Source organism: Tetragenococcus halophilus subsp. halophilus DSM 20339, assembly GCF_003841405.1.
Classification (GTDB): Bacteria; Bacillota; Bacilli; order Lactobacillales; family Enterococcaceae; genus Tetragenococcus; species Tetragenococcus halophilus.
This window is the reverse complement of record NZ_PXYA01000001.1, coordinates 627,248-650,822: the sequence shown is the minus strand read 5'-3', so window position 1 is coordinate 650,822 and position 23,575 is coordinate 627,248. Positions and strand designations below refer to the sequence as shown.

General features: G+C 36.2%; 22 protein-coding genes and 2 pseudogenes. 23 read left to right on the top strand and 1 reads right to left on the bottom strand.

Annotation, left to right across the window (positions count from 1 at the left end):
* The first annotated feature begins 192 nt into the window (after nucleotides 1-192).
* The 10 genes from C7K42_RS03045 to C7K42_RS03000 all read left to right on the top strand — a co-directional run bounded on the left by C7K42_RS03045 (nucleotide 193) and on the right by C7K42_RS03000 (nucleotide 9,241).
* A complete protein-coding gene (locus tag C7K42_RS03045; protein ID WP_061840524.1) occupies nucleotides 193-1,260 on the top strand; it encodes an iron-containing alcohol dehydrogenase family protein in 1,068 nt (355 codons plus the stop codon).
* Nucleotides 1,261-1,379: 119 nt separating this feature from the next.
* A complete protein-coding gene (locus tag C7K42_RS03040; protein WP_061840526.1) occupies nucleotides 1,380-2,228 on the top strand; it encodes a DegV family protein in 849 nt (282 codons plus the stop codon).
* Nucleotides 2,229-2,457: 229 nt separating this feature from the next.
* Nucleotides 2,458-3,348 (top strand): SGNH/GDSL hydrolase family protein, encoded by an 891-nt coding sequence (locus tag C7K42_RS03035; protein WP_103099792.1) that lies wholly within the window; start codon nucleotides 2,458-2,460, stop codon nucleotides 3,346-3,348.
* On the top strand, nucleotides 3,342-3,989 hold the full coding sequence (locus C7K42_RS03030; RefSeq protein ID WP_094244167.1) for a YpmS family protein: 648 nt from the start codon (nucleotides 3,342-3,344) through the stop codon (nucleotides 3,987-3,989). The genes C7K42_RS03035 and C7K42_RS03030 overlap by 7 nt, the downstream gene beginning before the upstream one ends.
* A gap of 10 nt (nucleotides 3,990-3,999) precedes the next feature.
* On the top strand, nucleotides 4,000-4,515 hold the full coding sequence (msrA, locus tag C7K42_RS03025; RefSeq protein WP_014124958.1) for a peptide-methionine (S)-S-oxide reductase MsrA: 516 nt from the start codon (nucleotides 4,000-4,002) through the stop codon (nucleotides 4,513-4,515).
* The gene (locus C7K42_RS03020; protein ID WP_103099791.1) at nucleotides 4,512-4,733 is read left to right on the top strand and encodes a YozE family protein; all 222 of its coding nucleotides are present in this window, start codon (nucleotides 4,512-4,514) and stop codon (nucleotides 4,731-4,733) included. Before msrA ends, C7K42_RS03020 begins: the two co-directional genes overlap by 4 nt.
* Before the next feature lie 27 nt (nucleotides 4,734-4,760).
* On the top strand, nucleotides 4,761-6,173 hold the full coding sequence (locus C7K42_RS03015; protein ID WP_061840528.1) for a S41 family peptidase: 1,413 nt from the start codon (nucleotides 4,761-4,763) through the stop codon (nucleotides 6,171-6,173).
* Between the two features lie 25 nt (nucleotides 6,174-6,198).
* The gene (lepB, locus tag C7K42_RS03010; RefSeq protein ID WP_061840530.1) at nucleotides 6,199-6,744 is read left to right on the top strand and encodes a signal peptidase I; all 546 of its coding nucleotides are present in this window, start codon (nucleotides 6,199-6,201) and stop codon (nucleotides 6,742-6,744) included.
* Between the two features lie 495 nt (nucleotides 6,745-7,239).
* On the top strand, nucleotides 7,240-8,178 hold the full coding sequence (locus C7K42_RS03005; RefSeq protein ID WP_103099790.1) for a 2-dehydropantoate 2-reductase: 939 nt from the start codon (nucleotides 7,240-7,242) through the stop codon (nucleotides 8,176-8,178).
* A 25-nt stretch (nucleotides 8,179-8,203) separates the two neighbouring features.
* Nucleotides 8,204-9,241 (top strand): PTS sugar transporter subunit IIC, encoded by a 1,038-nt coding sequence (locus C7K42_RS03000; protein WP_103099789.1) that lies wholly within the window; start codon nucleotides 8,204-8,206, stop codon nucleotides 9,239-9,241.
* A 304-nt stretch (nucleotides 9,242-9,545) separates the two neighbouring features.
* Here the strand turns inward: C7K42_RS03000 and C7K42_RS02995 are convergent.
* Nucleotides 9,546-10,499: pseudogene (locus tag C7K42_RS02995) on the bottom strand (IS256-like element ISEfm2 family transposase); the annotation flags it as partial.
* A 229-nt stretch (nucleotides 10,500-10,728) separates the two neighbouring features.
* On the opposite strand from C7K42_RS02995, the pseudogene C7K42_RS13450 reads away from it, so the two are divergent.
* The 13 genes and pseudogenes from C7K42_RS13450 to codY all read left to right on the top strand — a co-directional run bounded on the left by C7K42_RS13450 (nucleotide 10,729) and on the right by codY (nucleotide 23,564).
* Nucleotides 10,729-11,489: pseudogene (locus C7K42_RS13450) on the top strand (transposase).
* Between the two features lie 395 nt (nucleotides 11,490-11,884).
* Nucleotides 11,885-12,313 carry a sigma-70 RNA polymerase sigma factor region 4 domain-containing protein gene (locus C7K42_RS02980; RefSeq protein ID WP_002335626.1) on the top strand — a complete coding sequence of 143 codons (429 nt, stop codon included), beginning with the start codon at nucleotides 11,885-11,887 and terminating at the stop codon, nucleotides 12,311-12,313.
* A complete protein-coding gene (locus C7K42_RS02975) occupies nucleotides 12,300-12,542 on the top strand; it encodes a helix-turn-helix domain-containing protein (protein ID WP_103099641.1) in 243 nt (80 codons plus the stop codon). Before C7K42_RS02980 ends, C7K42_RS02975 begins: the two co-directional genes overlap by 14 nt.
* Before the next feature lie 722 nt (nucleotides 12,543-13,264).
* Nucleotides 13,265-13,672 (top strand): hypothetical protein, encoded by a 408-nt coding sequence (locus C7K42_RS13020; protein WP_014124949.1) that lies wholly within the window; start codon nucleotides 13,265-13,267, stop codon nucleotides 13,670-13,672.
* Between the two features lie 110 nt (nucleotides 13,673-13,782).
* On the top strand, nucleotides 13,783-14,787 hold the full coding sequence (locus C7K42_RS02965) for a tyrosine-type recombinase/integrase (RefSeq protein WP_231960486.1): 1,005 nt from the start codon (nucleotides 13,783-13,785) through the stop codon (nucleotides 14,785-14,787).
* A 95-nt stretch (nucleotides 14,788-14,882) separates the two neighbouring features.
* Nucleotides 14,883-15,731, top strand: coding sequence for a ribosome biogenesis GTPase YlqF (gene ylqF / locus C7K42_RS02960; RefSeq protein ID WP_014124947.1), 849 nt, complete (start codon nucleotides 14,883-14,885; stop codon nucleotides 15,729-15,731).
* Nucleotides 15,732-16,499 carry a ribonuclease HII gene (locus C7K42_RS02955; protein WP_061840533.1) on the top strand — a complete coding sequence of 256 codons (768 nt, stop codon included), beginning with the start codon at nucleotides 15,732-15,734 and terminating at the stop codon, nucleotides 16,497-16,499.
* Between the two features lie 60 nt (nucleotides 16,500-16,559).
* Complete coding sequence (dprA, locus tag C7K42_RS02950) at nucleotides 16,560-17,438, top strand: DNA-processing protein DprA (RefSeq protein ID WP_061840535.1); 879 nt, start codon at nucleotides 16,560-16,562, stop codon at nucleotides 17,436-17,438.
* 133 nt (nucleotides 17,439-17,571) lie between these two features.
* A complete protein-coding gene (gene topA / locus C7K42_RS02945; protein WP_103099642.1) occupies nucleotides 17,572-19,650 on the top strand; it encodes a type I DNA topoisomerase in 2,079 nt (692 codons plus the stop codon).
* Nucleotides 19,651-19,852: 202 nt separating this feature from the next.
* Nucleotides 19,853-20,749: a tyrosine recombinase XerC gene (gene xerC / locus C7K42_RS02940; RefSeq protein WP_014124943.1), complete on the top strand. Its 897-nt coding sequence runs from the start codon at nucleotides 19,853-19,855 to the stop codon at nucleotides 20,747-20,749.
* A 31-nt stretch (nucleotides 20,750-20,780) separates the two neighbouring features.
* Nucleotides 20,781-21,326, top strand: a complete 546-nt coding sequence (gene hslV / locus C7K42_RS02935) for an HslVU peptidase proteolytic subunit (protein ID WP_014124942.1) — start codon at nucleotides 20,781-20,783, stop codon at nucleotides 21,324-21,326.
* A gap of 4 nt (nucleotides 21,327-21,330) precedes the next feature.
* Nucleotides 21,331-22,737: an ATP-dependent protease ATPase subunit HslU gene (gene hslU, locus C7K42_RS02930; protein WP_014124941.1), complete on the top strand. Its 1,407-nt coding sequence runs from the start codon at nucleotides 21,331-21,333 to the stop codon at nucleotides 22,735-22,737.
* Nucleotides 22,738-22,778: 41 nt separating this feature from the next.
* Complete coding sequence (codY, locus tag C7K42_RS02925; RefSeq protein ID WP_014124940.1) at nucleotides 22,779-23,564, top strand: GTP-sensing pleiotropic transcriptional regulator CodY; 786 nt, start codon at nucleotides 22,779-22,781, stop codon at nucleotides 23,562-23,564.
* The last annotated feature ends 11 nt before the right edge of the window (nucleotides 23,565-23,575 follow it).

Sequence of the window (23,575 nt, the reverse complement as noted above, 5' to 3'; positions counted from 1 at the left end):
TCGACTATACACGTAAACGGTTTTTTATTCAAGAATATTTGCAAAAAGTAACAATTGTTTTAATAAATTCTTATGTGTGCAAAAAATTAAACGAATATTTAGAAAATTATAATTATAATACGCTTTCAACGTTGACTTCAGAAAAAATAAGTTGTAAACTTACTCCAATTTCAATAAACAAGGAGTGTGGCCATGAATATTAATGATGAAGTTCGTCCTGGAGGAAATCGTTATGTTAGCGGAACGAATGTTATAAAAGATCTACCCGAATATTTAGCAGCTTTTAAAGATATAGCCATTGTTACAGGAAATGTTTCTTACCGAGTTTTTAATGATTATTACCAAGAAGAATTGCCTTTTCCTGTTTACCGTTATGATGGCAGTGCGAGTTATGAAAACGCGCAAGAAATCGCAAACCAAATTGGTAAAGCAGATGTCATTGTTGGTATTGGAGGTGGACGTGTCTGTGATACTGCAAAGTTAACAGCTGAAGTATTAAACTGCGATGTTATTTTAGTTCCAACTTTGATCTCAAATTGCGCGCCGTTTACCCCAATTACAGCTGTTTATTATCCTAATCGTACTTTTAGATGCATGGGCTTTCAAACTCGTGCGCCTTATCTAACTTTGGTCGATTGGCAATTTCTATTGGCGACACCTAGAGAATACTTCGAAGCAGGCATTGGCGATACTTTGGCGAAGTGGTACGAAATTGAAGGGATTACCCGACGTTTAAATGAAGAGGATAAATCCGCTTATACACGTTTGGGGATTGCTTGTGCCAAAGAAATTGCAGCAATTTTATTTGAAGATTCACAAAAAGCAATCAACTCTTTGAATCAGCAGACCATTACACCAGCTTTTGCTCGAGTGGCGGACACAATTGTTGCACTGGCAGGAGAAACAGGTGGCTTTGCGGTAAGTTATGGACGTTCAGCGGGTGCTCATGCAGTCCACGATGGGCTTTCTTACTTGGAAGAAACGCATAAGGCACTGCATGGTAAAAAAGTTGCTTATGGTATCTTAGTGCAGTTAGCCTATACCAATGACTTTGATGAAATAAGCAAGATCCTTCCATTTTATGAACAAATTGGCCTACCTAATAAATTAGCACAAATGAATATTGAGAATGCGACAAAAGAAAGTCTAGCACCAGTGATTCAACAAGCGGCAGCAAAAGATGATACTTTTCCTATGATAGATCCAGAAGTGACCGAAGAGCAAGTTTTTGCCGCAATTCAAGCGGTGGAAGCTTTATAAGTTTAAGCATTTATTTTTGATGAAAATTCAAGTTCATTCTGTTATACTATTTAAAGAAATGATTTGGCTTTGACCACTTAAAAAAGGGTGCAGCTAAAAGAAAGAGTGAACAGAAAATTATGGCAAAACTGAAAATAGTAACAGATTCGTCAGCTACGATGAAGCCAAGTTTAAGGGACGAATACGATATTCATATTATCCCTCTTTCTGTTATGATCGACGGAACGGTTTATACTGATGATGAAAATCTTACTGGCGAAAATTTTATGGAAATGATGGCAAAAGCCAAAAAATTACCCAAAACCAGCCAACCACCTATTGGCGAATTTGTTAACTTATATGACGAATTAGGAAAAGATGGTAGTGAAATTCTATCTATTCATATGTCTGAAAAGCTTAGTGGAACTGTTGGAGCTGCAAGACAGGCAAGTAATATAAGCCAAAGTAAAGTAACAGTTATTGATACAGAAACAACAGATCAATCCTTAGCTTTTGCGGTGATGCGTGCTGCGCAGCTGGCACAAGATGGAAAGACTTCAGAAGAAGTATTGCCTGAAATTCAACAAATGTTAAAAAATACAAAATTATATATTGGCGTTTCAACGCTCGAAAATCTTGTGAAGGGTGGGCGTATCAGCCGAGCAAAAGGCCTTTTGTCAAGTATATTGAGTATACGTGTCATTATGGAATTTAAAAACGGAGATTTATTTCCTATCGTAAAGGGACGAGGATCTAAAACCTTCAATAAATGGTTTGAACGTTTGAAAAATGAATTGAAAGAAAATTCGACGGTAAAAAAAATTGGTATTTCTTATGCTGGTGGCAAAGAACAGTGTGAAAAGTACAAAAATGAATTACAGGAATTATTCCCTCAACTGGAAATTTATCTACTGCATACAACACCTATTATTGCGACGCATACGGGAAAAGATGCATTTGCGATTATGTATTATGCGGATCAAGTTTAATAAAATAATGAAAGAGGCTGGGAAAAAAGTCACTTTTCAGTAATGATCATAAAAAAAGTTTTTTGCTTAGAAAGTGATTATTGCTGGAGACATTTGTCCCAGCTTATTTTGATTTTTTAAATTTTGGTGAACAAATTGAAAATCAGTACGATTTTTTCATTATTTTTGATAAACTGATTGTGTGTAAATTTGCAAGAATAAGCTTAAATCTTAGAAAGAGGAAAGAGCCATGAAGAATAAAAAATTTTTTATTCCAATCTTTAGCGTGGCGGCTATCGCTTTAATCATTTTTTTGGTCCTTCAGCTAAGTTTTCCTAAAGCTCAGCCTAAATTAGTCGATAGTGCAAGCGCCAATGATAGTAAGGTCAAAGATCATATTCACTATACAGCTGTGGGTGACTCTCTCACTGAAGGTGTAGGAGATGCGACACAAAATGGTGGCTTTGTTTCTCTTGTGGCGGATGATTTGCAAGACGATTATGCTTTAAGCAGCGTTGAAGTGGATAATTATGGCGTTGCAGGTGAACGAAGTGATCAAATTTTAGAACGTATCAAAGAAGATGATAAGACACAAAATGATATTGCTAGCTCTGATCTTATTACAGTGACAGTAGGTGGCAATGACATTATGAAAGTCATAAAAAGGAATATTTTTGGTCTAAGTGTTGATTCATTTGAAGGTCCGTTAGAAAAATATCAGGAGAATCTTTCTGAAATATTAGAAGAAACTCGTTCTCTAAACGCAGATGCGGGCATTTATGTGCTAGGTGTATATAATCCTTTTTATGTTAATTTTCCCGAAATTGAGGATATGCAAACAATCATCCAAAATTGGGACGAAGGAACAAAAGAAATTGTTGAAAAAGATGAAAATGCTTATTTTGTCCCTATCAATGAAGTGATTTCGCAAGGAACTGGTGATGAAGCAGCGCTTAATACGAATAAAAAAAGTTCCTCTTCTGAGGAAGATGATGACCTAAATACGGTGAAAAATAAGGCACTTTATGAGGAAGACAATTTCCATCCTAATACGACAGGGTACCAATTAATCACACGTGAAGTGATGAAAAATATTGATGCAACCAAAGATATTTGGTTAAAGGAGGAGAACGCATCGTGAAAGAGGAAAAACGTAAGCATAGAAAATCAACAGCGAAAAATGAAAGAAAAGCAGTTAATAAATGGAAAGTTTCATTTATTATATTATTAGGAATCATCTTAGGATTAGCTGCTTTCTTTTTCTTTCGCGCGACACAGCAAAGAGAAGTGATTCAATACGATACACAACCTATTGTGCAGCGTGAAGGAGAGCCCGTTCTATCAATCAATAGTAATAAAGAACAGATCAATTCATTGATGGATTTTTATTTGCAAAATTATCAAGCAGACTCTGATGTAGAGTACCATTTTCAATTAGAGAATCAAGCCATGTTAACAGGTGATTTTGAGGTCTTAGGCGCACCTATTACTTTTTATTTGTATTTTGACCCATATGTTACTGATAATGGAAATGTACAACTTAAAGCAGATAGTCTTTCAATCGGTACTTTGGATCTTCCAGTGGGTCAAGTGATGAAAATGATCGAAAAAAGCTTTAAGTTTCCAAAATGGATTGAGTTTGATCCCGATGAAGAAACAGTACTTCTTCGACTTGATCAATTTCGTATGGAAAATGGGTTATTTATAAAAGCAGAGAAAATCAATTTAGTTGATGATGACATCCAAGTAAGTCTATACTTACCTCAGGACAAAGAAAAATAGGAGTGATTGTATGAAACAAAGAGCAATTTTTGCTGGCGGCTGTTTTTGGTGTATGGTACATCCTTTTGATGAACAGCCTGGAATTTATTCAGTAGTATCAGGTTACACCGGTGGTCATGTAGAAAATCCAACTTATGAACAAGTTGTTACCAAGACAACCGGACACACAGAAGCAGTTGAAATCATTTTTGACCCAGAAATTATTTCTTACAAAGATTTAGTCGAACTTTACTGGCAACAAACAGATCCAACAGATGCTTTTGGACAATTCCAAGATCGCGGAGATAATTATCGTCCAGTCATTTATTATTTAAATGAAGAACAAAAAGAAATTGCGGAAAAAAGTCGTCAAGCACTAGAAAACAGCGGTCGCTTTAACAAACCGATCGTTACCCAAATTGAACCTGCGCAAACATTTTATCCTGCGGAAATGTATCACCAAGATTTTTATAAGAAAAATCCCGAAAATTTTGCTAGAAATCATGCAAAACGCGCTGCCTTTATAAAGGAGAATTGGGGCGAATGAAGCGTAGTTTTTACCATTATTTAATGACCTTAAGAGGCCCAAATGCAGCTGATGAAATTCAAGTCTTTGCTAATAATGTGGCTAAAGATATTCAATTTCCTAAGCAAAGTGATAGTTATGAGGAAATTTCTGATTACTTAGAGATGAATGTTGATTATTTAAGTAATATGGATATTTTTGATAGTGTTTGGCAAAAATATTTAGAAAACAATCGGTAAAGTCGTTCAATAGAATTGAGGTGTTACATGAAAAATAAAAAGATATCTTTGAAAAGCTTCATTATTTCTTTAGTTCTTGTAGCTCTTATATCGGGAGGCCTAGTTTATTGGGTCACTTCAAGTGAATTTTTCCAATCTTCTTCTCTTTCCCAGAATGATTTGTACAAAGTTCATGCTTTGTATAATGATATTCAAGAAAACTATTATGAAGATGTTGACGATGAAGACTTAATTGAAGGTGCACTGGAAGGAATGACGGATTCTTTAGATGATCCTTATACTTCTTATCTAGGAAAACAAGAAGCCGGAGAATTTACCGAGTCATTATCTGGTGATTTTGAAGGGATCGGAGCAACTTTGACGATTGTCGATGACTTGCCAGAAGTTTCTGAAGCACCTGTAAAAGATAGTCCCGCTGAAAAAGCTGGCTTACAGGCAAAAGACAAGATTCTTGAAGTTGATGGAAAAAAGACCGAGGGTAAAGACCTTGATTCAGTTGTGCAGACCATTCGAGGCAAGAAGGGTTCTACTGTAAAACTAGCTGTGGAGCGTGACGATGAAAATTTTGATGTCGAAATCAAGCGCGATACAATCCCGCTTGAGTCTTTGGATTATGAACTTGATGAAGACCATCAAGAGGTGGGCAGTATTGAAATTGCCAGTTTTAATGAAAATACAGCTAAAGAGTTAAGAGATGCAATTAAGGATTTACGCAAACAAGGAGCCAAATCTTTTGTGATTGATCTCCGTCAAAATCCTGGGGGTTATTTAGATCAAGTAGAGGAAATGGCTAGTATGTTTTTAGCTGATGGTAAAACTATTGTTCAATTTGGAACTGATGAAGAGATTACAGGTAAAAGTAAAGCTTCTGAAAAATTGGACGGCGGTTTTAAAGTGAACGAGCCTACCACGGTACTAGTGGATAAACAAAGTGCTTCAGCTTCAGAAATTTTTGCGGCGGCTTTAAAAGAGTCAGCTAATGCGCCGATTGTTGGAACGAATACTTTTGGAAAAGGAACTGTTCAAAGCGTGAGTGACTTTTCTGACGATAGTGAAGTCAAAATGACCGTACAAAAATGGTTAACGCCAAAGGGCGAATGGATCAATGAAAAAGGTGTTGAACCAACAATAGAAGCTGATTTACCGGATTATGCTTACTTACCTCCGCTACCAAAAGATGAAACTTTTGAGAAGGGCGATCAATCAGATACGGTTAAGAACTTGCATAAGTTTTTGCAAGCATTAGGGTATGACACAAAAGGCGATGAGTTTAACGATAAAACTGTACAAGCTGTAAAAGACTTTCAAGAAGAACAAGACATTGCACAAAGTGGTAGTGTAGATAAAAAGACTAGCACAGCTATTGAACAAGAGGTTGTTAAAAAGATCCAAAATTCTGATTCAGTGTATAAAAAAGCAATTGAAGAACTAACAAAATGAGGAACTAGACGAGGTCGATAGCTAGATGAATAAAGAACGATTTTTCGAATGGTTTTGGCTGATAATAAAATATTCATTTGCTGCTGGTCTGCTAGCACTTTTGATTCGAGGGTTTTTGTTAATTCCTATGCCAGTGCAAGGAAGTTCAATGGAAGATACTGTGTCACAAGGAGATATGGTATTAGTTGAGCGTTTATCAAGTGTTAAACGTTTTGATGTTGTTGTTTTTAACCTCCCAGATGGTAGCACTTATGTTAAAAGAGTTATCGGCTTACCAGGCGAATCGGTTAGTTATAAAGATGATCAGCTTTATATCAATGATAAAAAAGTAGCTGAACCTTTCCTAGAAGATAATCTCCATAGTGATGACGAATCAGCTCCTTATACCCATGATTTTGATTTTGAAGAATTAATGGGTGTAAAGAAATTAGGAAAAGATAGTTATTTTGTCATCGGTGATAATCGTCGTCTTTCAAAAGATAGTCGTTCTTTTGGCGCAATTTCAGAAGATGAGATCTTGGGAACCGCTCATTTTGTTTACTATCCTTTGCCGCATATGAAATTTATTTAAAGAGAAATCTTGTAAAGTTCAAATAGCCGACTTTACAAGATTTTTTTGTAAATGATTTTAATGAAAAGAATAATTATTTTTATTTTGCTAACTAGGATTAGGAAACAGTATTTGCAAATGTTTTTAAGTAACTAAAAAGTGGCCCTTTTTTACTTATATTTAAGACCAATTTTATATTTTTGGCCCTTTCCTTCTTAGACTTTGGGCCAAGTGCTTTATGTTTGGCCCTTTCTTAATTGTTTTTAAGTCCAAATGTTTAGCTCTTGGACCTTGTTCTGCTTGGTTTAGGGCCAAATATTTAGCCTTTGGCCCTTGTCATACTGAACTTAGGTCCAGTGGCATTACTTTGTTCATTAAGTTTAACTTTAGCATTTTAAATTAATTGCCATTTAATACTTTTACACTCTCCTACTTGAAGTTTCCGAATGAAAACTCTATAATGAGAAATGTGAAAAATGTTCACTTATTATAAATTAAGTTTGGAGGCTTTTATTTATGAAAATTGCAATTGCAGGGGCCGGCGCGATGGGTTCCCGGTTCGGACTGATGTTGAAACAAGGTGGTAACGATGTTTTGCTAATCGACGGCTGGCAGGAGCATATCAATGCCATCAAAGAAAACGGATTGAAGGCTAATTATAATGGCGAAGAAATTACTGTTAAAGTCCCAATTGTTAATCAGAATGAGGTGCCCACTGGTGAGCAATTTGATTTGATTATCTTATTCACGAAGGCAATGCAGTTGGAAAAAATGCTGCAGGATGTTAAACCATTAATTGCTGATCACACAGAAGTTTTGTGTCTTTTAAACGGTATCGGTCATGAAGACGTAATCGAAAAATTCGTACCGATGGAAAAAATCTTTATCGGCAACACCATGTGGACTGCTGGTCTAGAAGGTCCCGGCAAGGCTAAATTATTTGGCAGCGGGTCTGTTAAATTGCAAAATCTAGGTATTGGCCAAGAAGAATCAGCGAAAAAATTGGCGGAAACTTTGTCCGCGTCTGGTTTAAATGCCAAATATTCCGACAACATTCATTATTCAATTTATCATAAAGCTTGTGTCAATGGTACGATGAATGGCTTATGCACGATTTTAGACGTCAATATGGCGGGGCTTGGTGCAACCAAACCTGCTCATGACATGGTAGTGACTATTGTTAACGAATTTGCAGCTGTTGCTGCCAAAGAAAACGTCAACTTAGACATTCCCGAAGTAATCGAACATGTAGAAACTTGTTTTGACCCGACTACGATTGGTATGCATTTCCCATCGATGCACCAAGATTTGATAAAAAATAACCGTTTGACCGAGATTGACTACATCAACGGAGCCATTTCTCGTAAAGGTAAAAAATATGGCGTAGTAACTCCTTACTGTGATTTCTTAACGCAACTGGTTCATAGTAAAGAAGAAATTCTAGGAGCGAAATAGTAATCATTAGAAAGAGGACGAGAAAATGGAAGAAAAATTAACTCCAAAAATATTTTTAAATAAAGTATTAGCGGGTACCGCAACGGGGATCATCGTAGGGTTGATTCCTAACGCGGTATTGGCAGCAATTTTGAAATTATTTGGTGAAAATACCTTAGCAGTAACGATCACACAAATGGCAGTTATTTTCCAACTAGCTACTCCACTATTGATTGGCGCTTTGATTGCGGTGCAGTTTGGCTTCAAACCAATGCAAATGTTAGTAGTTGCCGGTGCAGCTTTCGTTGGCTCCGGTGTTGTGAAATTCAATCCTGACACAGCTACTTATATCGGTGCTGGTACCGGAGACATCATCAATACCATGATTACTGCATCAATCGCTGTCGGCATGATCTTGTTGATCGGCGAAAAATTTGGGTCCGTGGCAATTGTTGCAACACCAATCGTTGTTGGTATCGGCGCTGGTCTAATCGGCTATTATTTATATCCTTACGTAACCAAGATTACTGCCGCTATCGGTGACTTAATTAATACCTTTACTACTTTGCAACCAATTTTGATGTCAATCTTGATTGCATGTTCCTTTGCTTTCTTGATTATCTCGCCGATCTCTACAGTTGCCATTGGTATGGCAATTCAATTGAACGGTGTTTCTGCTGGTGCAGCCGCTATGGGTGTTACCGCAACAACAGTTGTCTTGGTAGTTAACTCTTGGAAAGTCAACAAACCAGGGGTTACTTTGGCCATCGCATTGGGTGCTATGAAAATGATGATGCCAAACTTGTTTAGGAAACCAATTATCTTGGTGCCATGTCTATTCACCGCTATCATCTCAGCAATTCCAGCAGCGTTATTCTCAGTCTCAGGGACTCCTGCTTCTGCTGGTTTCGGTTTGGTAGGGTTGGTAGGTCCGTTGGCTTCATTGGACGCCGGTTTGAGTATTATTCTACTATTAATCAGCTGGTTTGTTGTACCAATCGTAGCTGCTTTCGTAGGTCAAATCTTATTTGAAAAAATCTTGAAATTGTATGATCGTAAAGATGTTTTCGAATTTTTAGGATAGTCAACTAGAAAAAGTGTGAGCCTTGTGCTCACGCTTTTTTGTGCAATTGAAGTTGGTGAATCTCAGCGAAAAGAGAAAGGTACCTTAAATAGTGTGTTTCTGGTCAATAGCACAATGAAATATCTAAATACATTATGAACTGCTTTTCGTTTTATGAAGAGCAGTTTGTGCTATTTGAGAAATTGCTCAATTTAATCATTAAGTAGTTTCATCAATGGTGACTATGCTACTGCAATTCTTGTTGTACCAACCGGGAGCGTCAATAATTTTGTGTAAATAACTCGTCCTTCTGCAAAATAATGGGTTACTCAGTAAACATTGAAGCTAATGTATCCGTCACTTGTTGGAAGCCTTTATGGCTTCTATTTAAGAATTTTTGATTGTATGTATCAAAGATGGATACTAGGAAACGCTCTAGTGATTCTTCATTTTGAAACTGCTCTTTTCTGCGGCTGTATTTCTTGATTTATTTATTGAAAGATTCGATTAAATTAGTTGAGTAAATGCTTCGGCGGATACCAGGCGGAAACTCATAAAAAGTCAATAAATCTTGATTTTTTATCAGTGACTGCGTCACTTTAGGATAAGTTTTCTGCCACTTCTCAATCATACTCCCTAAAAAGGTATTTGCCTCTTCCTTTGAGCTAGCTTGATAAACAGCCTTAAAATCATCACAGATTTCTTTTCGATCTTTGACACGTACTTTATGAGCAATATTACGGGAAACGTGAACACAGCAATGTTGGTATTTAGCTTTAGGATAAATCTGGTGAATCGTATCTTTCATGCCTTTTAAGCCATCGGTAATAAACAGTAAGACATCATGAACCCCTCTGGAGTAAATGTCCTGTAACAACTCATTCCAAACGTAGGTCGATTCAGTCGGAGCAATCGCATAACTTAGTACTTCTTTAGTGCCGTCTTCTCGTATACCAATGGCAATATAGATTGCTTCTTTGGAGACGGTTTGCCGTTTTAAAGGAATATAAGTAGCATCCATGAAAATAGCGACATACTTATCATTTAGAGTTCTAACTTTAAATGCATTTACTTCTTCAGTCAGCACTTTAGTCATGTTGGACATGGTTTGGGGCGTGTAGTGATGCCCATACATTTTCTCAATCAAGTCTGCGATTTCCGACATGGTAATACCTTTTCGGAAGAGGTGAATGACGGTCTCCTCTAAGGTATCATTCGTCCGTCTATAAGCAGGAACAGTCTGTTGCTTGAACTCGCCGTTGCGGTCGCGCGGAATTCTGTGAATGTGTTATGGTAACTCTATTCTACAGAAGAGACTTCCTTTTTTCTATTTACACAAAATATTTTATACTCTCGATTAAGGATTCAGAGATAATTTTTTAATTGAAGAATATCGAGAAGAATTATTAAAAAGGTATATTTTATAATAAACTTAGCCACTTCATAAAATAAAAAACATCATTACCCAATTTCATGTATTATTGAAGTTCCCACACAATCAATAAAGGATGAATTGTCCTGAGGATTTCACATATTTACGCAAAGGCAAACACCTTAAGTATCAGGAATGAAAAAAATTGAAGCTTGGAAATAACGTGACCGACAGCTATCCAATCGTGCAATCGCAAAATTACTCGAACGGCTCCTCAAACAATTCATACTGAAGTAAAAAACGGTACGGTCCGTCAAATTAAACGTCAAGTTCAAAAAGGAAAAACCTATGGCTATGAGCCCTTCGTTTATTCCGCCGATACTGGTCAGGCTTCTTATGAAAGAGCTCAAGTAAACTGTCGCAAACAACCGAAATGGGTTGCAGCTCCAGACTTCATGGCGTATGCTGATTATCAGATGAAGAAAAAAAAGTATTCACCCGATGTCCATGTGGGACGTGCAAAAAAACTGAACTTATTTCCCCATGAAGAGATTCCTTGCACGACAACGCTGTACAACTATATTGATCTTGGCTTAATGGAAACAAAAAATATTGACCAGCATCTCAAGATTCGGCGGAAAACCAACAAATCGCGAAACAGATGAAACAAAAAAATTTTTGGCGATCTGATCGAGAAACGACCGGATATGGTGGATAAACGGGAATGCTTCGGCGCTTTATCTCGAAGGGAACACGTATGGAACATGTATCCCTATCATTGATACGGCGTGTCCAAGACTGGATGAACAGGTTACCAAGAAAAATATTAGGCTACGCCACTCTCCCCGTGAGTGTTTACTTGAAGAGATGTCGAAACTTGCGCTCACTGCCGCATGAGCTTGATGATGAGACTCCTTGGCATGATGGTCTTTGGACAGTTCTTTGGAGTTAATCTCAGTACTTCTGACCAATCTACTATGCGCAGTGCCATGCCCGAGCTCATTTTCAAGCGCATGCTAGATAGTGTTTAAAATAGAATAACTAGTGAATTTCAATAAGTTGCTAAGTTCTACTTGAAATTTGCGTCTTATATATATAACAAATTTATGAAAAGCAAGATAAGATATTAGCTTTAACTGTTTGTGAGGCGTATAGACAATTCCTGTCTGTATGCCTTTTTTATTTTGAAAAAAATTTAGTTTTTTCGAAAAATGCTCACTCCCAAATTGTAGTAATAATGGAAAGGGATAGAAGTAAAACGAGTTGAATGAATTTTTTGAGGAGGAAAATTTATGGGCGACTCAGGGGAAACCCACATTCGACACGCGTTTGACAGTTTTTGTAAGAAAGTAGTCCGCAACGAGGCATTAAACATTCAAAAGAAATACGCTAGATTTCGCCAACGTCAAATCTCAATGGAGATATTGAAACAAAAAGGACTGGATACAGAGTTTTATTATTCAGAACCAAATATGAATAGTAGTGGTAGCTTTATTGTCCTAGGTATAAAGATTTTTATTTCAAATGAGGAGTTGTCAAATGCGATTGCAGCATTATCTAGTCTAAGACAAGAAATCATTTTGATGTCCTTCTTCATCGGTCTCAACGATCGTGAAATTGGCGATATTATTGGGAAAAGTCTCGGCGGTGTTTGGTACCAACGACAAGTGGCCTTGGAAGAGTTAGGAAAGTATTTGGGTGGCAATTATGAAGCAAAATAAACGATATATACCGTTTATACCAGTAGCTACTATTGAAGCCACAGTCTCTGGTGATTCAATCGCCATGTCCATCGTTCTGTCAAAATATCAAAATTATATATCACGATTAGCCATGAAACCTGTCTATGAAGAAGAAAAAGGAATGGTTATGTACGTAGATGAATATATGCGTAGACAACTGGAAACGAAATTGATTGAGAAGATACTTGAATTTGACACAACTCGTTAAAGTATTTTTTCCCTTTCCTTTTCATTCTATGGAAGTTTTTTATCAGTTTACAATAAAGGATTTCCATAGGCTGAAAATAGCCTAACGCTCTTTGACAAGTGAATAGTAAATCTATCAGTACATGTAGATTGCGATTTTCTAGTTACGCCATGAAAAGGTTATCCTTTGAGCGACAAGTTTAATATGAAAATTATGACTACGATAATGATACTTCCGTAACCAAATTGGCCCGCCATTACTGGGGGGAGGTGAAATTCCTATGTGCTTTTGGCAGAGCAGCTGATAGATTAGAATACTTTCGAATTGATTCTGATTTCTCAAAAAGAAATAGTGAGATAATTTATTTGTGTATAGTATGTACTATTTAATAGGAAGGAATTGAACTTTTGATGAAACTTACTAAAGATGAAGAATTAGAGACCGAGTGGACTAACAAAAAAGGCTTAATGAAAAGATATGAACATCTGAATGTCAATACGCTGAGTCATTGGTTGATGGAGATGAGAAGAAGTAGAGATTTTAGGAAATACGTTATTAACCCGACTCCAAAATTAGTTTGGATAAATATTAATGGATTTCATGAATTTTTGAAATATAAGCAAAGAACCAATTTCCGTTAAGTCGCTGTTAAAACAAAGTTGGTGTGATAAAATAGTGACTGGAGGAGATCTATTACACGTTTTTACAATCAATATCACACCAACTTATAGGAGTGATTTGAGATGGCATCACATGTAAAATTACCAAGTGGAAATTTTCAATGTATTAGCCGATATACTAATCCTTTAACTGGAAAGAGAACGAAAATTACTCTGACTTATTCTGGCAGCACTCGGAAAGCTCAAAGAAATGCTGAACGTGAATTAGAAGACAAGATTGATCGAATTTTAGAAGAATATGAATATGCCCAACCAGATAGAATATTACGTTTCTCTCAACTTGTAGAAAAATGGCTTGAGCATTGGCGAGTCGGAGTTAATGAAAGAACAGTAGAACGAGAAATTTTAGTGATTCGAAGAGTGAATGAATTAATTGATGGTGACGTTTTAGTTGAAAGTATCACACCATTATTACTCGAAAAATTGTTAACTGATTATCAAAAAAATACGATAGTTCATATTCTACGATGATTCATATTAAGAGTACCTTAAATAAAATTTTTCGATATGCAGTAAAACATCGTATTTTAGTTTATTCTCCCATGTCTGTTGTCGAGTTGAATTTACCTCGAGAAAAGAAAATGGAACCCAAAATAAGAAGAAAGTTAAAATATCTCGAACCACATGAGCTAAATGCTTTCCTAACAGAGGTTAAGAAATCGGTGAATCCAGTTTATTACCATCTTACTTTGTTCTTAGTAAATACTGGACTTCGAATTGGAGAGGCAGGAGCTTTAACAGTAGATGATGTCGATTTTGAAAATCGGAGAATAACAGTCACAAAAAATCTAATTCAAATTGGCAAAGGGAAATTTGAGTATGGGCCACCTAAAACAGAAGAATCTGAACGGGTAGTCGGATTGTCCCAGGTAGCTTTGAAAAGTTTAATTGTTGCTATGGAAAAAAGCAAACAGTTAGATAGGAGATATCAAATAAAACCTTGGAAATCATATGTCCAAACAGACTCAATATTCAGAACGTTAAACGGTGCGCCAGTTACTTCCAAATCCTACCGAACGTTTATTCATAGGATTCAAGATGATTTAAGAGAAAACTGCGAAAGTAAGTATGGGTTTAAATGGGTTGAAAATATAACTCCTCACTCTTTTAGGTTTATTAATATTACTTACTTAAAGGATAGTGAGGGGGTTGATCCAAAATCAATCCAATCTCATGTGGGACATACAGATTTGAGAACTACAATGAACGTTTATGCTCAAACTTCAAATAAAGGTACAACACGAATTGTAAATGCTCTTGATCATTGGCTAGATAAAGACAATCCACTTGATTTTTATCCGGAGGTTTTCTGTAGTGAGTATTCAACTAGGCTCAATAAGATTTTGAGAGAAAATATAGATAAAGATGTAATCAAGTTTACTCTCGAAGATTTTAAAAGAGCTTTAGGAATTCCTCCCGAATACCAAACTAGACACTTAAAGAATAACATTCTTCAGAAGATGATTAGTGATTTGAGTGAAGAATGGCAAGCATTTGATATTGAAACAATTTATGGTAAAATGCGAAAGATACTAGGTTACAAGATAACGTATGGAAACAATCTGGTGTTGAAGGGCAATCTTTAAATTGTCCCATGTTTGTCCCATGCGAAGTATTTTAACTTAAATTCTATGAGTCAAGGCCTTTAAAACCTTGATATGAAAGGAGTGGACTTAATAATATGACGATTCAATGGTTTCCTGGCCATATGGCAAAGGCGAAGCGCCAAGTATCCGAAAAAATAAAACATGTTGATATTGTTTTTGAGTTGGTTGATGGACGTCTTCCGATTTCTTCTAGAAATCCAATGCTAGACGAAATTTTACAACAAAAGCCTCGTCTTGTATTAATCAATAAGGCGGATCTAGCAGATCCTGCGCAAACAAAAAAATGGGAAACATATTTTAACGAGCAAGGTTATGCCGCTCTTGCTATTAATTCACAAGATAATAAGGGCAGTAAATCTATTCTGCCCAAAACAAAAGAAGCACTCGCTGAAAAACTGCAACGTGAACAGGAAAAAGGGTTAAAGCCAAGGGCTATACGAGCTATGGTAATCGGTATTCCTAATGTCGGAAAATCAACATTACTCAATCGTTTGGCAGGGAAAAAAATGGCTCAGACGGGAAATAAACCGGGCGTCACAAAAGGTCAACAATGGATACGTTATAAAAAAGATTTAGAATTATTAGATACACCGGGTATTTTATGGCCTAAATTTGAAGATCAAGAAATTGGTAAAAAGTTAGCACTAACAGGTGCCATTAAGGACCAATTGTTTCATCAGGATGATATTGCTATTTATGCTTTGGAATTTTTCAAGCAATTTTATCCAGAACAACTTGCAGATCGTTATCAATTAACACAAGAAGACTTAGCGTTTTCTACAGCTGAACTATTAATGTTGATTACTAAAAAGCAAGGTTTTCAAGATGATTACGATAAAGGAAGCCAACGTATCATCCATGATGTAAGAGAAGGCAAGTTGGGTAAGTATACTTTAGATCGTTATGAAGAAATGAGTGAGTAGATGGCAAAAGAAGCAATTTCTGAGATAAAAACGCATTTATTAGCTACTGAAACGATGACTGATCCTTATGTTAAGCAATTGCAAATGGATGAACGTAAAGGTGTGCAAAAACTTCTCTTGCAATTAGAAAGACGTTTAGCACAAAAAGAAACATTAAAAGAGCAGTTTTATACCATGCAAGCTTTCGAACGTTCATGTTACAAACAAGGTCACCATTTGATTGCTGGCATTGATGAAGTGGGACGGGGACCTCTGGCTGGACCGGTTGTCGCGGCAGCGGTTATTTTACCTGAAGGTAGTGAAATTTTAGGACTCAATGATTCAAAACAACTTAGTGAAAAGAAGCGCCTAGATTTGGATAATAAAATTAAAGAACAAGCAACGGCCATCGGAATTGGCGAAATTTCTGCTGAACAAATTGATCAAGTAAATATTTATCAAGCAAGCAAAATGGCGATGACAAAAGCGGTGGAAAATTTAGCAGTAAAAGCAGATCATCTATTGATTGACGCGATGTCTATAGATATTAATATTCCACAAGAAAAAATCATAAAAGGTGATGCTAGAAGTGTATCGATCGCTGCCGCTAGTATTATTGCTAAAGTTTACCGTGACCAGCTGATGAAAGAATATCATAAGATACATCCTCATTATGCTTTTGATAAAAATGCTGGTTATGGCACTAAGGCTCATTTAACTGGATTAAAAGAATATGGTATTACAGCCATTCATCGTAAGTCGTATGCACCAATAAAAAAATATTTATAAAAAAGAAATCCCTCTTTTTTGCGTATTTATTAATAAATACTTAAAAAGAGGGGGATTTTTTTGAATTACGAAGAATTATCGATGATTGAGAAAACAGTATTGAAATTAACTTATTGTAAAGGGATCGGTTTAATTGGAAAATGGAAAATTGTGAAATTTTATGAAAAATTCCAGGCTGAAAACTTTTTTGTGGAAGATGTGATACAGATTGCACAAATCAATCGATATAAGGGAATGTTTCGGCAAAGCTTTCGAGAAATTAGTGATGATTGGCTAAAAGAAAAGTTACAAGATCAGCAATATGTCACTTGGTTATCATCAGATTACCCAGCAGAATTACTAGAGCTGCCTTATCCTCCATTAGTGATCTTTTATAGAGGCAATCTTGACTTGTTAGATTATCCACGTTTAGCTTTTGTAGGCGCGCGACAAGCAAGTAAATACTCAACACAAGTTATCAGTAAACTACTTCCTACTATTGTAAAGCGACAGTTTGTGATTGTAAGTGGTTTAGCAAAAGGTGTTGATCGAATGAGCCATGAAATGACAATTCGTTCAGGCGGTTTAACCATCGGTGTTGTTGGCTGTGGTTTGGATATTTGTTATCCCAGGGAAGTTAGTGCACTTTTTGGTGAAATGAAGAAAAATCATTTGGTTTTAAGTGAATACCCACAAGGTACACCAATTCAAAAAAATCATTTTCCTATGCGGAATCGAATCATCGCGGGTTTAAGTAAAGCAACTTGCGTCATCGAAGCAAAGGAGCGTAGTGGATCTTTGATTACTGCACAATTAGCGCTAGATTATGGAAAAGAAGTTTTTGCTATACCAGGTGAAATTTTAACTGGCCAATCTGATGGTTGTCATCGTCTTATTCAAGACGGTGCCAAATGCGTGGTTTCAGTACAAGATATTTTAGAAGAATTGCCTAATTTTTAAAGCAGTATTTAAGACCTATGTGTTTCCTTTCTTGACAAACTCATTTCAAATGGCTATGATAGGCTACGATTTGTTATTTGAAAATTAAATGGCACGATATATAGAATAAACCATTTACGAAAGGGGCCTTTTAATGGCTTATAAATATTTGGTGATTGTGGAATCACCAGCAAAAGCTAAAACGATTGAAAAATATCTTGGCCGTAATTATAAAGTTGTAGCCAGTGTTGGACATGTTCGTGACTTACCAAAAAGCAAAATGGGCATCGACGTTGAAAACAACTATGAGCCTTATTATATCACGATCCGTGGTAAAGGTGATGTTATTAAAGATTTAAAAAAACATGCAAAAAAAGCAGAAAGAGTTTATCTTGCTAGTGACCCGGATAGAGAAGGGGAAGCTATTGCTTGGCACTTGTCTTATATTTTAGGCTTAGATCCTCATGATAAAAATCGCGTGGTCTTTAATGAAATTACAAAAGACGCTGTTAAAGAAGCCTTTAAAGAACCAAGAACGATTGATTTAGATTTAATTGATGCGCAACAAGCACGTCGTGTGTTGGATCGTTTGGTTGGTTACTCTATTAGCCCGATTCTTTGGCGTAAGGTAAAAAAAGGTTTGAGTGCGGGGCGTGTGCAATCAGTTGCTCTTAAAATGATCATTGACCGAGAAAAAGAAATCCGTAATTTTACGCCAGAAGAGTACTGGAGTATTGACGGTAATTTTAAAAAAGGTCGAAAAAAATTCAAGGCCAATTTTTGGGGACTTGATGGTAAAAAGAAAAAATTACCTAATGAAGATGCGGTTAAGGAAGTTACTCAACGTATATCTGGCAAAGATTATAATGTAACTAAGGTTGAAAAAAAAGAACGTAAAAGAAATCCAGCCGCACCTTTTACCACAAGTAGTATGCAACAAGAAGCTGCTCGTAAATTGAATTTTCGAACAGGCAAAACAATGATGGTCGCGCAACAGTTATATGAAGGAATCTCTTTGGGAAAAGGCGGTACGACTGGTTTAATCACTTATATGCGTACTGATTCTAAAAGAATTTCTGATACTGCTAAACAAGAAGCGACAGATTTTATTGAACAGACTTATGGTAAAAACTATGCCGCTCATAGTAATAAAAAATTAAAAAATGCGCAGGGCGCCCAAGATGCTCACGAAGCAATTCGTCCAACAAGTGCGATGCGTAGTCCAGAAGAAATTGGAAAATATTTAGATAAAGATCAGTTGAAGTTATATCGTTTGATTTGGTCACGTCTTATCGCCAGTCAAATGAAACCAGCCATTCTTGATACAGTAAAAGCTACCTTAGATCAAAATGGTGTTATTTTTGTGGCAAATGGTTCTAAAGTGAAATTCAAAGGTTTTATGGAAGTATATGTTGAAGGCCGAGATGATGGTAAGAAGGACAAGGAAAATGTTTTGCCAGAACTAGCATCTGGCGATATTGTACAATCAGAAGACATTACGCCAAATCAGCACTTTACCCAACCACCTGCTCGTTTTAGTGAAGCAACACTTATTCGAACTTTGGAAGAAAATGGTGTTGGACGGCCATCTACTTATGCGCCGACTTTACAAACAATCCAGAAACGTTATTACGTTAAGCTCACACAAAAACGTTTTGAGCCTACTGAATTAGGTGAAATTGTCGACAACCTTATTGAAGATTTCTTTCCGGAAATCGTCGATGCGTCCTTTACAGCTGGAATGGAAGAGGACTTAGACCATATTGAGGAAGGAAAAGAAGAGTGGGTTAAAGTCATCGATCGTTTCTATCAACCGTTTGAAAAAGAGTTAGAAACGGCTGAAGAAAAAATGGAAAAGATAGAGATCAAAGATGAACCAGCTGGCTTTGATTGTGATGTTTGTGGGCATCCAATGGTTATAAAATTAGGTAGATATGGTAAATTTTATGCTTGCAGTAATTTCCCTGAATGTCGTAATACCAAACCAATTGTCAAAGAAATCGGCGTAACCTGCCCTAAATGTCAAAAAGGACAGGTCATTGAAAGAAAATCAAAGAAAAATCGTATCTTTTATGGCTGTGACCGTTATCCTGATTGTGACTTTATTTCCTGGAACAAACCCATTGGACGCAATTGTCCGAAATGCGCTCATTATCTAGTTGAGAAAAAGAAAAAAGCTAGTAAACAAGTCGTTTGTTCCAACTGTGATTATAAAGAAGACGAACAAAAATAAAGAAAAAATTTCCATGATGTCTTAAGACATTATGGATTTTTTCCCCTTTGAAAAAGTTATAAAAGATGGGTAGATATAAAATTCATAATTTTTTCAATTGTGAGCAGAATTTGAAATATTGGTTAAATTCTGACAGTTTATTTGTATTTTTATCCGTTCTATGCTACATTTTAAAAGAAATAGGAAAAAGAGGAAGTGCAAGATGACAAAAGATTGGCCAAAGGAATATTACCGTTATCTCACGGTTGAGCGCGGTTATTCTGAAAAAACAAAAGAGGCTTATAAAGAAGATATTGATAATTTTTTTGTCTTTTTAAAAGACTCTGGAGATGCTAATTATTTGCAGATTGATCATCGCGATGTACGCGTTTATTTAAGTGAATTAAATGAACAAAGTTATAGTCGTAACACCGTTAGCCGCAAAATTGCCAGCTTGCGTTCTTTTTATCATTTTTTATTAAAACATGAAGTGATAGAAGAAAATCCCTTTTCTTATGTTCATTTGAAAAAAAAGAATGTCAAATTACCTCGCTTTTTTTATGAAAAAGAGATTGCAGTGTTATTTGATAGTGTTCAAGGAAACAAACCTTTGCAACAAAGAGATCGCGCTTTATTAGAGGTCTTATATGGTTCTGGTTTGCGAGTGAGTGAGTGTGCTTCATTGACGCTTGAGCAAATTGATTGGGAAAACAGTGTATTGTTTATCCATGGAAAAGGAAACAAGGATCGTTATGTGCCCTTTGGCGCTTACGCACAAGAAGCCTTAGATGTATATCTATCTGAAGGACGTTCTTTTTTGATGGAAAAATACCATAAAGATCATGCATATGTTTTTGTTAACCGTTTAGGTGATGGTATCACTTCAACGGGTATTGAGTATGCCTTAAATCAGGTAATCAAAAAAAGTAGCTTGGACTCACAAATTCACCCGCATATGTTACGACATACTTTTGCTACTCATTTATTAAATAATGGGGCGGATTTGCGGACGGTTCAAGAGCTATTAGGGCATGCTAATTTATCAACAACACAAATTTATACGCATGTAACTAAAGAAAACTTACAAAGAAATTATCGTCAGTTTCATCCAAGAGCATGAAACTAAATGAAAATTAGGAGGAACAAATACAATGGAATCACAATTTCATTCAACAACGATATGTGCGGTTGAAAAAGACGGCAAATTTGCTATGGCTGGAGATGGCCAAGTAACTATGGGAGAACAAGTTGTTATGAAGGGTACAGCGCAAAAAGTACGTCGTATCTATAACGGAGAAGTTGTTGTTGGCTTTGCTGGTAGTGTAGCTGACGCATTTACTCTAGAAGAAAAATTTGAAGAAAAACTAAATGAATATCACGGAAATTTACAAAGAGCTGCTGTTGAACTAGCGCAAGAATGGCGTACACAACGTTCAATGCAAAAGCTTGAAGCAATGCTAATTGTTATGAATAAGGATGAAATGTTACTTGTTTCAGGTACAGGCGAAGTGATCACGCCGGACGATGGTATTTTGGCCATTGGTTCTGGAGGGAATTTTGCATTAGCTTCTGCTAGAGCTATGCGTAAATATGCCAGTGATAAATTGTCTGCTAAAGAAATTGCAGAAAATGCCTTGAATATTGCAGCAGATATTTGTATTTTTACCAACCATGATATTAATGTGGAGGAATGTTAATTTTATGCCAAATCGAGAAAGAACACCTAAAGAGATAGTAAATGAATTAGATAGTTATATTATTGGCCAAGATCAGGCGAAAAAATCAGTAGCGGTGGCTTTACGCAATCGCTATCGACGTTTACAGTTAGACGAACAAATGCAACAAGATGTTACCCCTAAAAATATTTTGATGATTGGGCCGACCGGCGTTGGGAAAACAGAAATTGCGCGGCGTCTAGCAAAGACCATTTCAGCACCTTTTGTAAAAGTGGAAGCGACGAAATTTACCGAAGTCGGTTATGTCGGTCGTGATGTAGAATCTATGGTGCGTGATTTGGTTGAAAATGCAATTCAAATTGTTAAAAAAGAAAAATACAGCGGTGTTTATAGCCAAGCAGAGAAAAAAGCGAACCGTCGTTTAGCTAAAGCTTTAGCACCAGGGATCAAAAAAGAAAAACGGAACAATCAAAATCCCTATGAACAAATGATGAATATGTTTAACCCCAATCAACAACAACAAGAAAATGAAGAACCTGAAGAAGAATTAACTGAAGAAATTAGAAGTAATCGCCAAGCTATTTTTGAGCAATTACAAAAAGGGGTTTTGGATAGTCGTGAAGTGACGATTCAAGTAGAAGAAGAAAAAAGTCAAAACCCCATGATGAATAATGGCTTAGAACAAATGGGAATTGACTTAAGTGAAGCATTCTCTCAATTAAAACCCAATAAAAAAGTTGATCGTACTTTGCCGGTAAAAGATGCTAGAGAGCTTTTAATCCAAGAAGAATCAGCAAAATTAGTTAATGATGCTGATATTCACAGTGAAGCGATTAAATTAGCTGAATCTAGCGGTATCATCTTTATTGATGAAATTGATAAAGTTACGGCAAAATCAGAGCAATCTGGCGATGTTTCCAGAGAAGGTGTACAAAGAGATATTTTACCGATCGTTGAGGGCTCACAAGTAAACACAAAATATGGTGCTTTACAAACAGATCATATTTTGTTCATTGCGTCTGGTGCTTTCCATGTATCTAAACCAAGTGATCTCATTCCTGAATTACAAGGACGTTTTCCAATCCGCGTTGAATTAGATGATTTAAATGCAGAAGACTTTGTTAAGATTCTAAAAGAACCTAATAACGCTTTAGTTAAGCAATACGTTGCTTTATTAGAAACTGAAAATGTAAGTGTGACATTTACTAAAGAAGCGATTGAAAAAATTGCTAATATTGCCTTTGAAGTTAATCGTGACACCGATAATATCGGAGCTAGACGTTTGCATACCATTTTAGAAAGATTATTAGAAGACTTGTTATTTGAAGCTTCTGACATGCAAATGGGAGAAATCCAAATCACAGAAGCATATGTTGAAGATAAATTGTCTGATATTGCTAAAAATAAGGATTTAAGTCGTTACATTCTGTAAAAATTTGTCGAATAGTTGGAAAGTAAGTAAAGGAGAAGATGATGAGTACACTTTTAGAACAAACAAGAAAAATTAATGAGTTATTGCAGCAAAATAACACTTTTAACACAGATTCGGACTTACCTTATGGTGAAATGGCGGATGTATTAGGAGATATTTTAAATAGTAATACCTACATTATTAGTGCTGATGGTAGTGTCTTAGGCTTTACGGAAATATTGGATGTCAATAACGAACGTGTCAAAAATATGTTTTTACAAAAACAATTTCCTACAAGTTATGCGAATATGGTCGATCAATTGAAATCAACAGAGGCCAATATTACTATTGAAAGTGATATGACAGCTTTTCCGGTGGAATTGCGGGAGAAATATCCTAATGGTTTAACCACCGTGGTTCCGATCTTCGGCGCTGGTGAACGTTTAGGAACAATTATCTTATCGCGTATTGAACAGCCCTTTGATAATGATGATCTGGTTCTAGCAGAATACAGCGCAACAGTTGTTGGTATGCAAATCTTATACCAAAAATCACGGAGTATTGAAGAGGATGTGCGTAGTACAACGGCTGTACAAATGGCGGTTGGTACACTTTCTTATAGTGAATTAAAAGCTGTTCAAGCAATTTTTGAAGCCTTAGATGGTGATGAAGGACGTTTAACGGCTTCAAATATTGCCGATAAGATCGGTATTACCCGTTCTGTTATTGTCAATGCTTTGCGAAAACTTGAATCTGCGGGTATTATTGAATCACGTTCATTAGGTATGAAAGGAACTTATCTGAAAGTTTTAAATCATCGCTTTAAAGATGAATTAGATAAAGCCTAATTTTGAAGAAA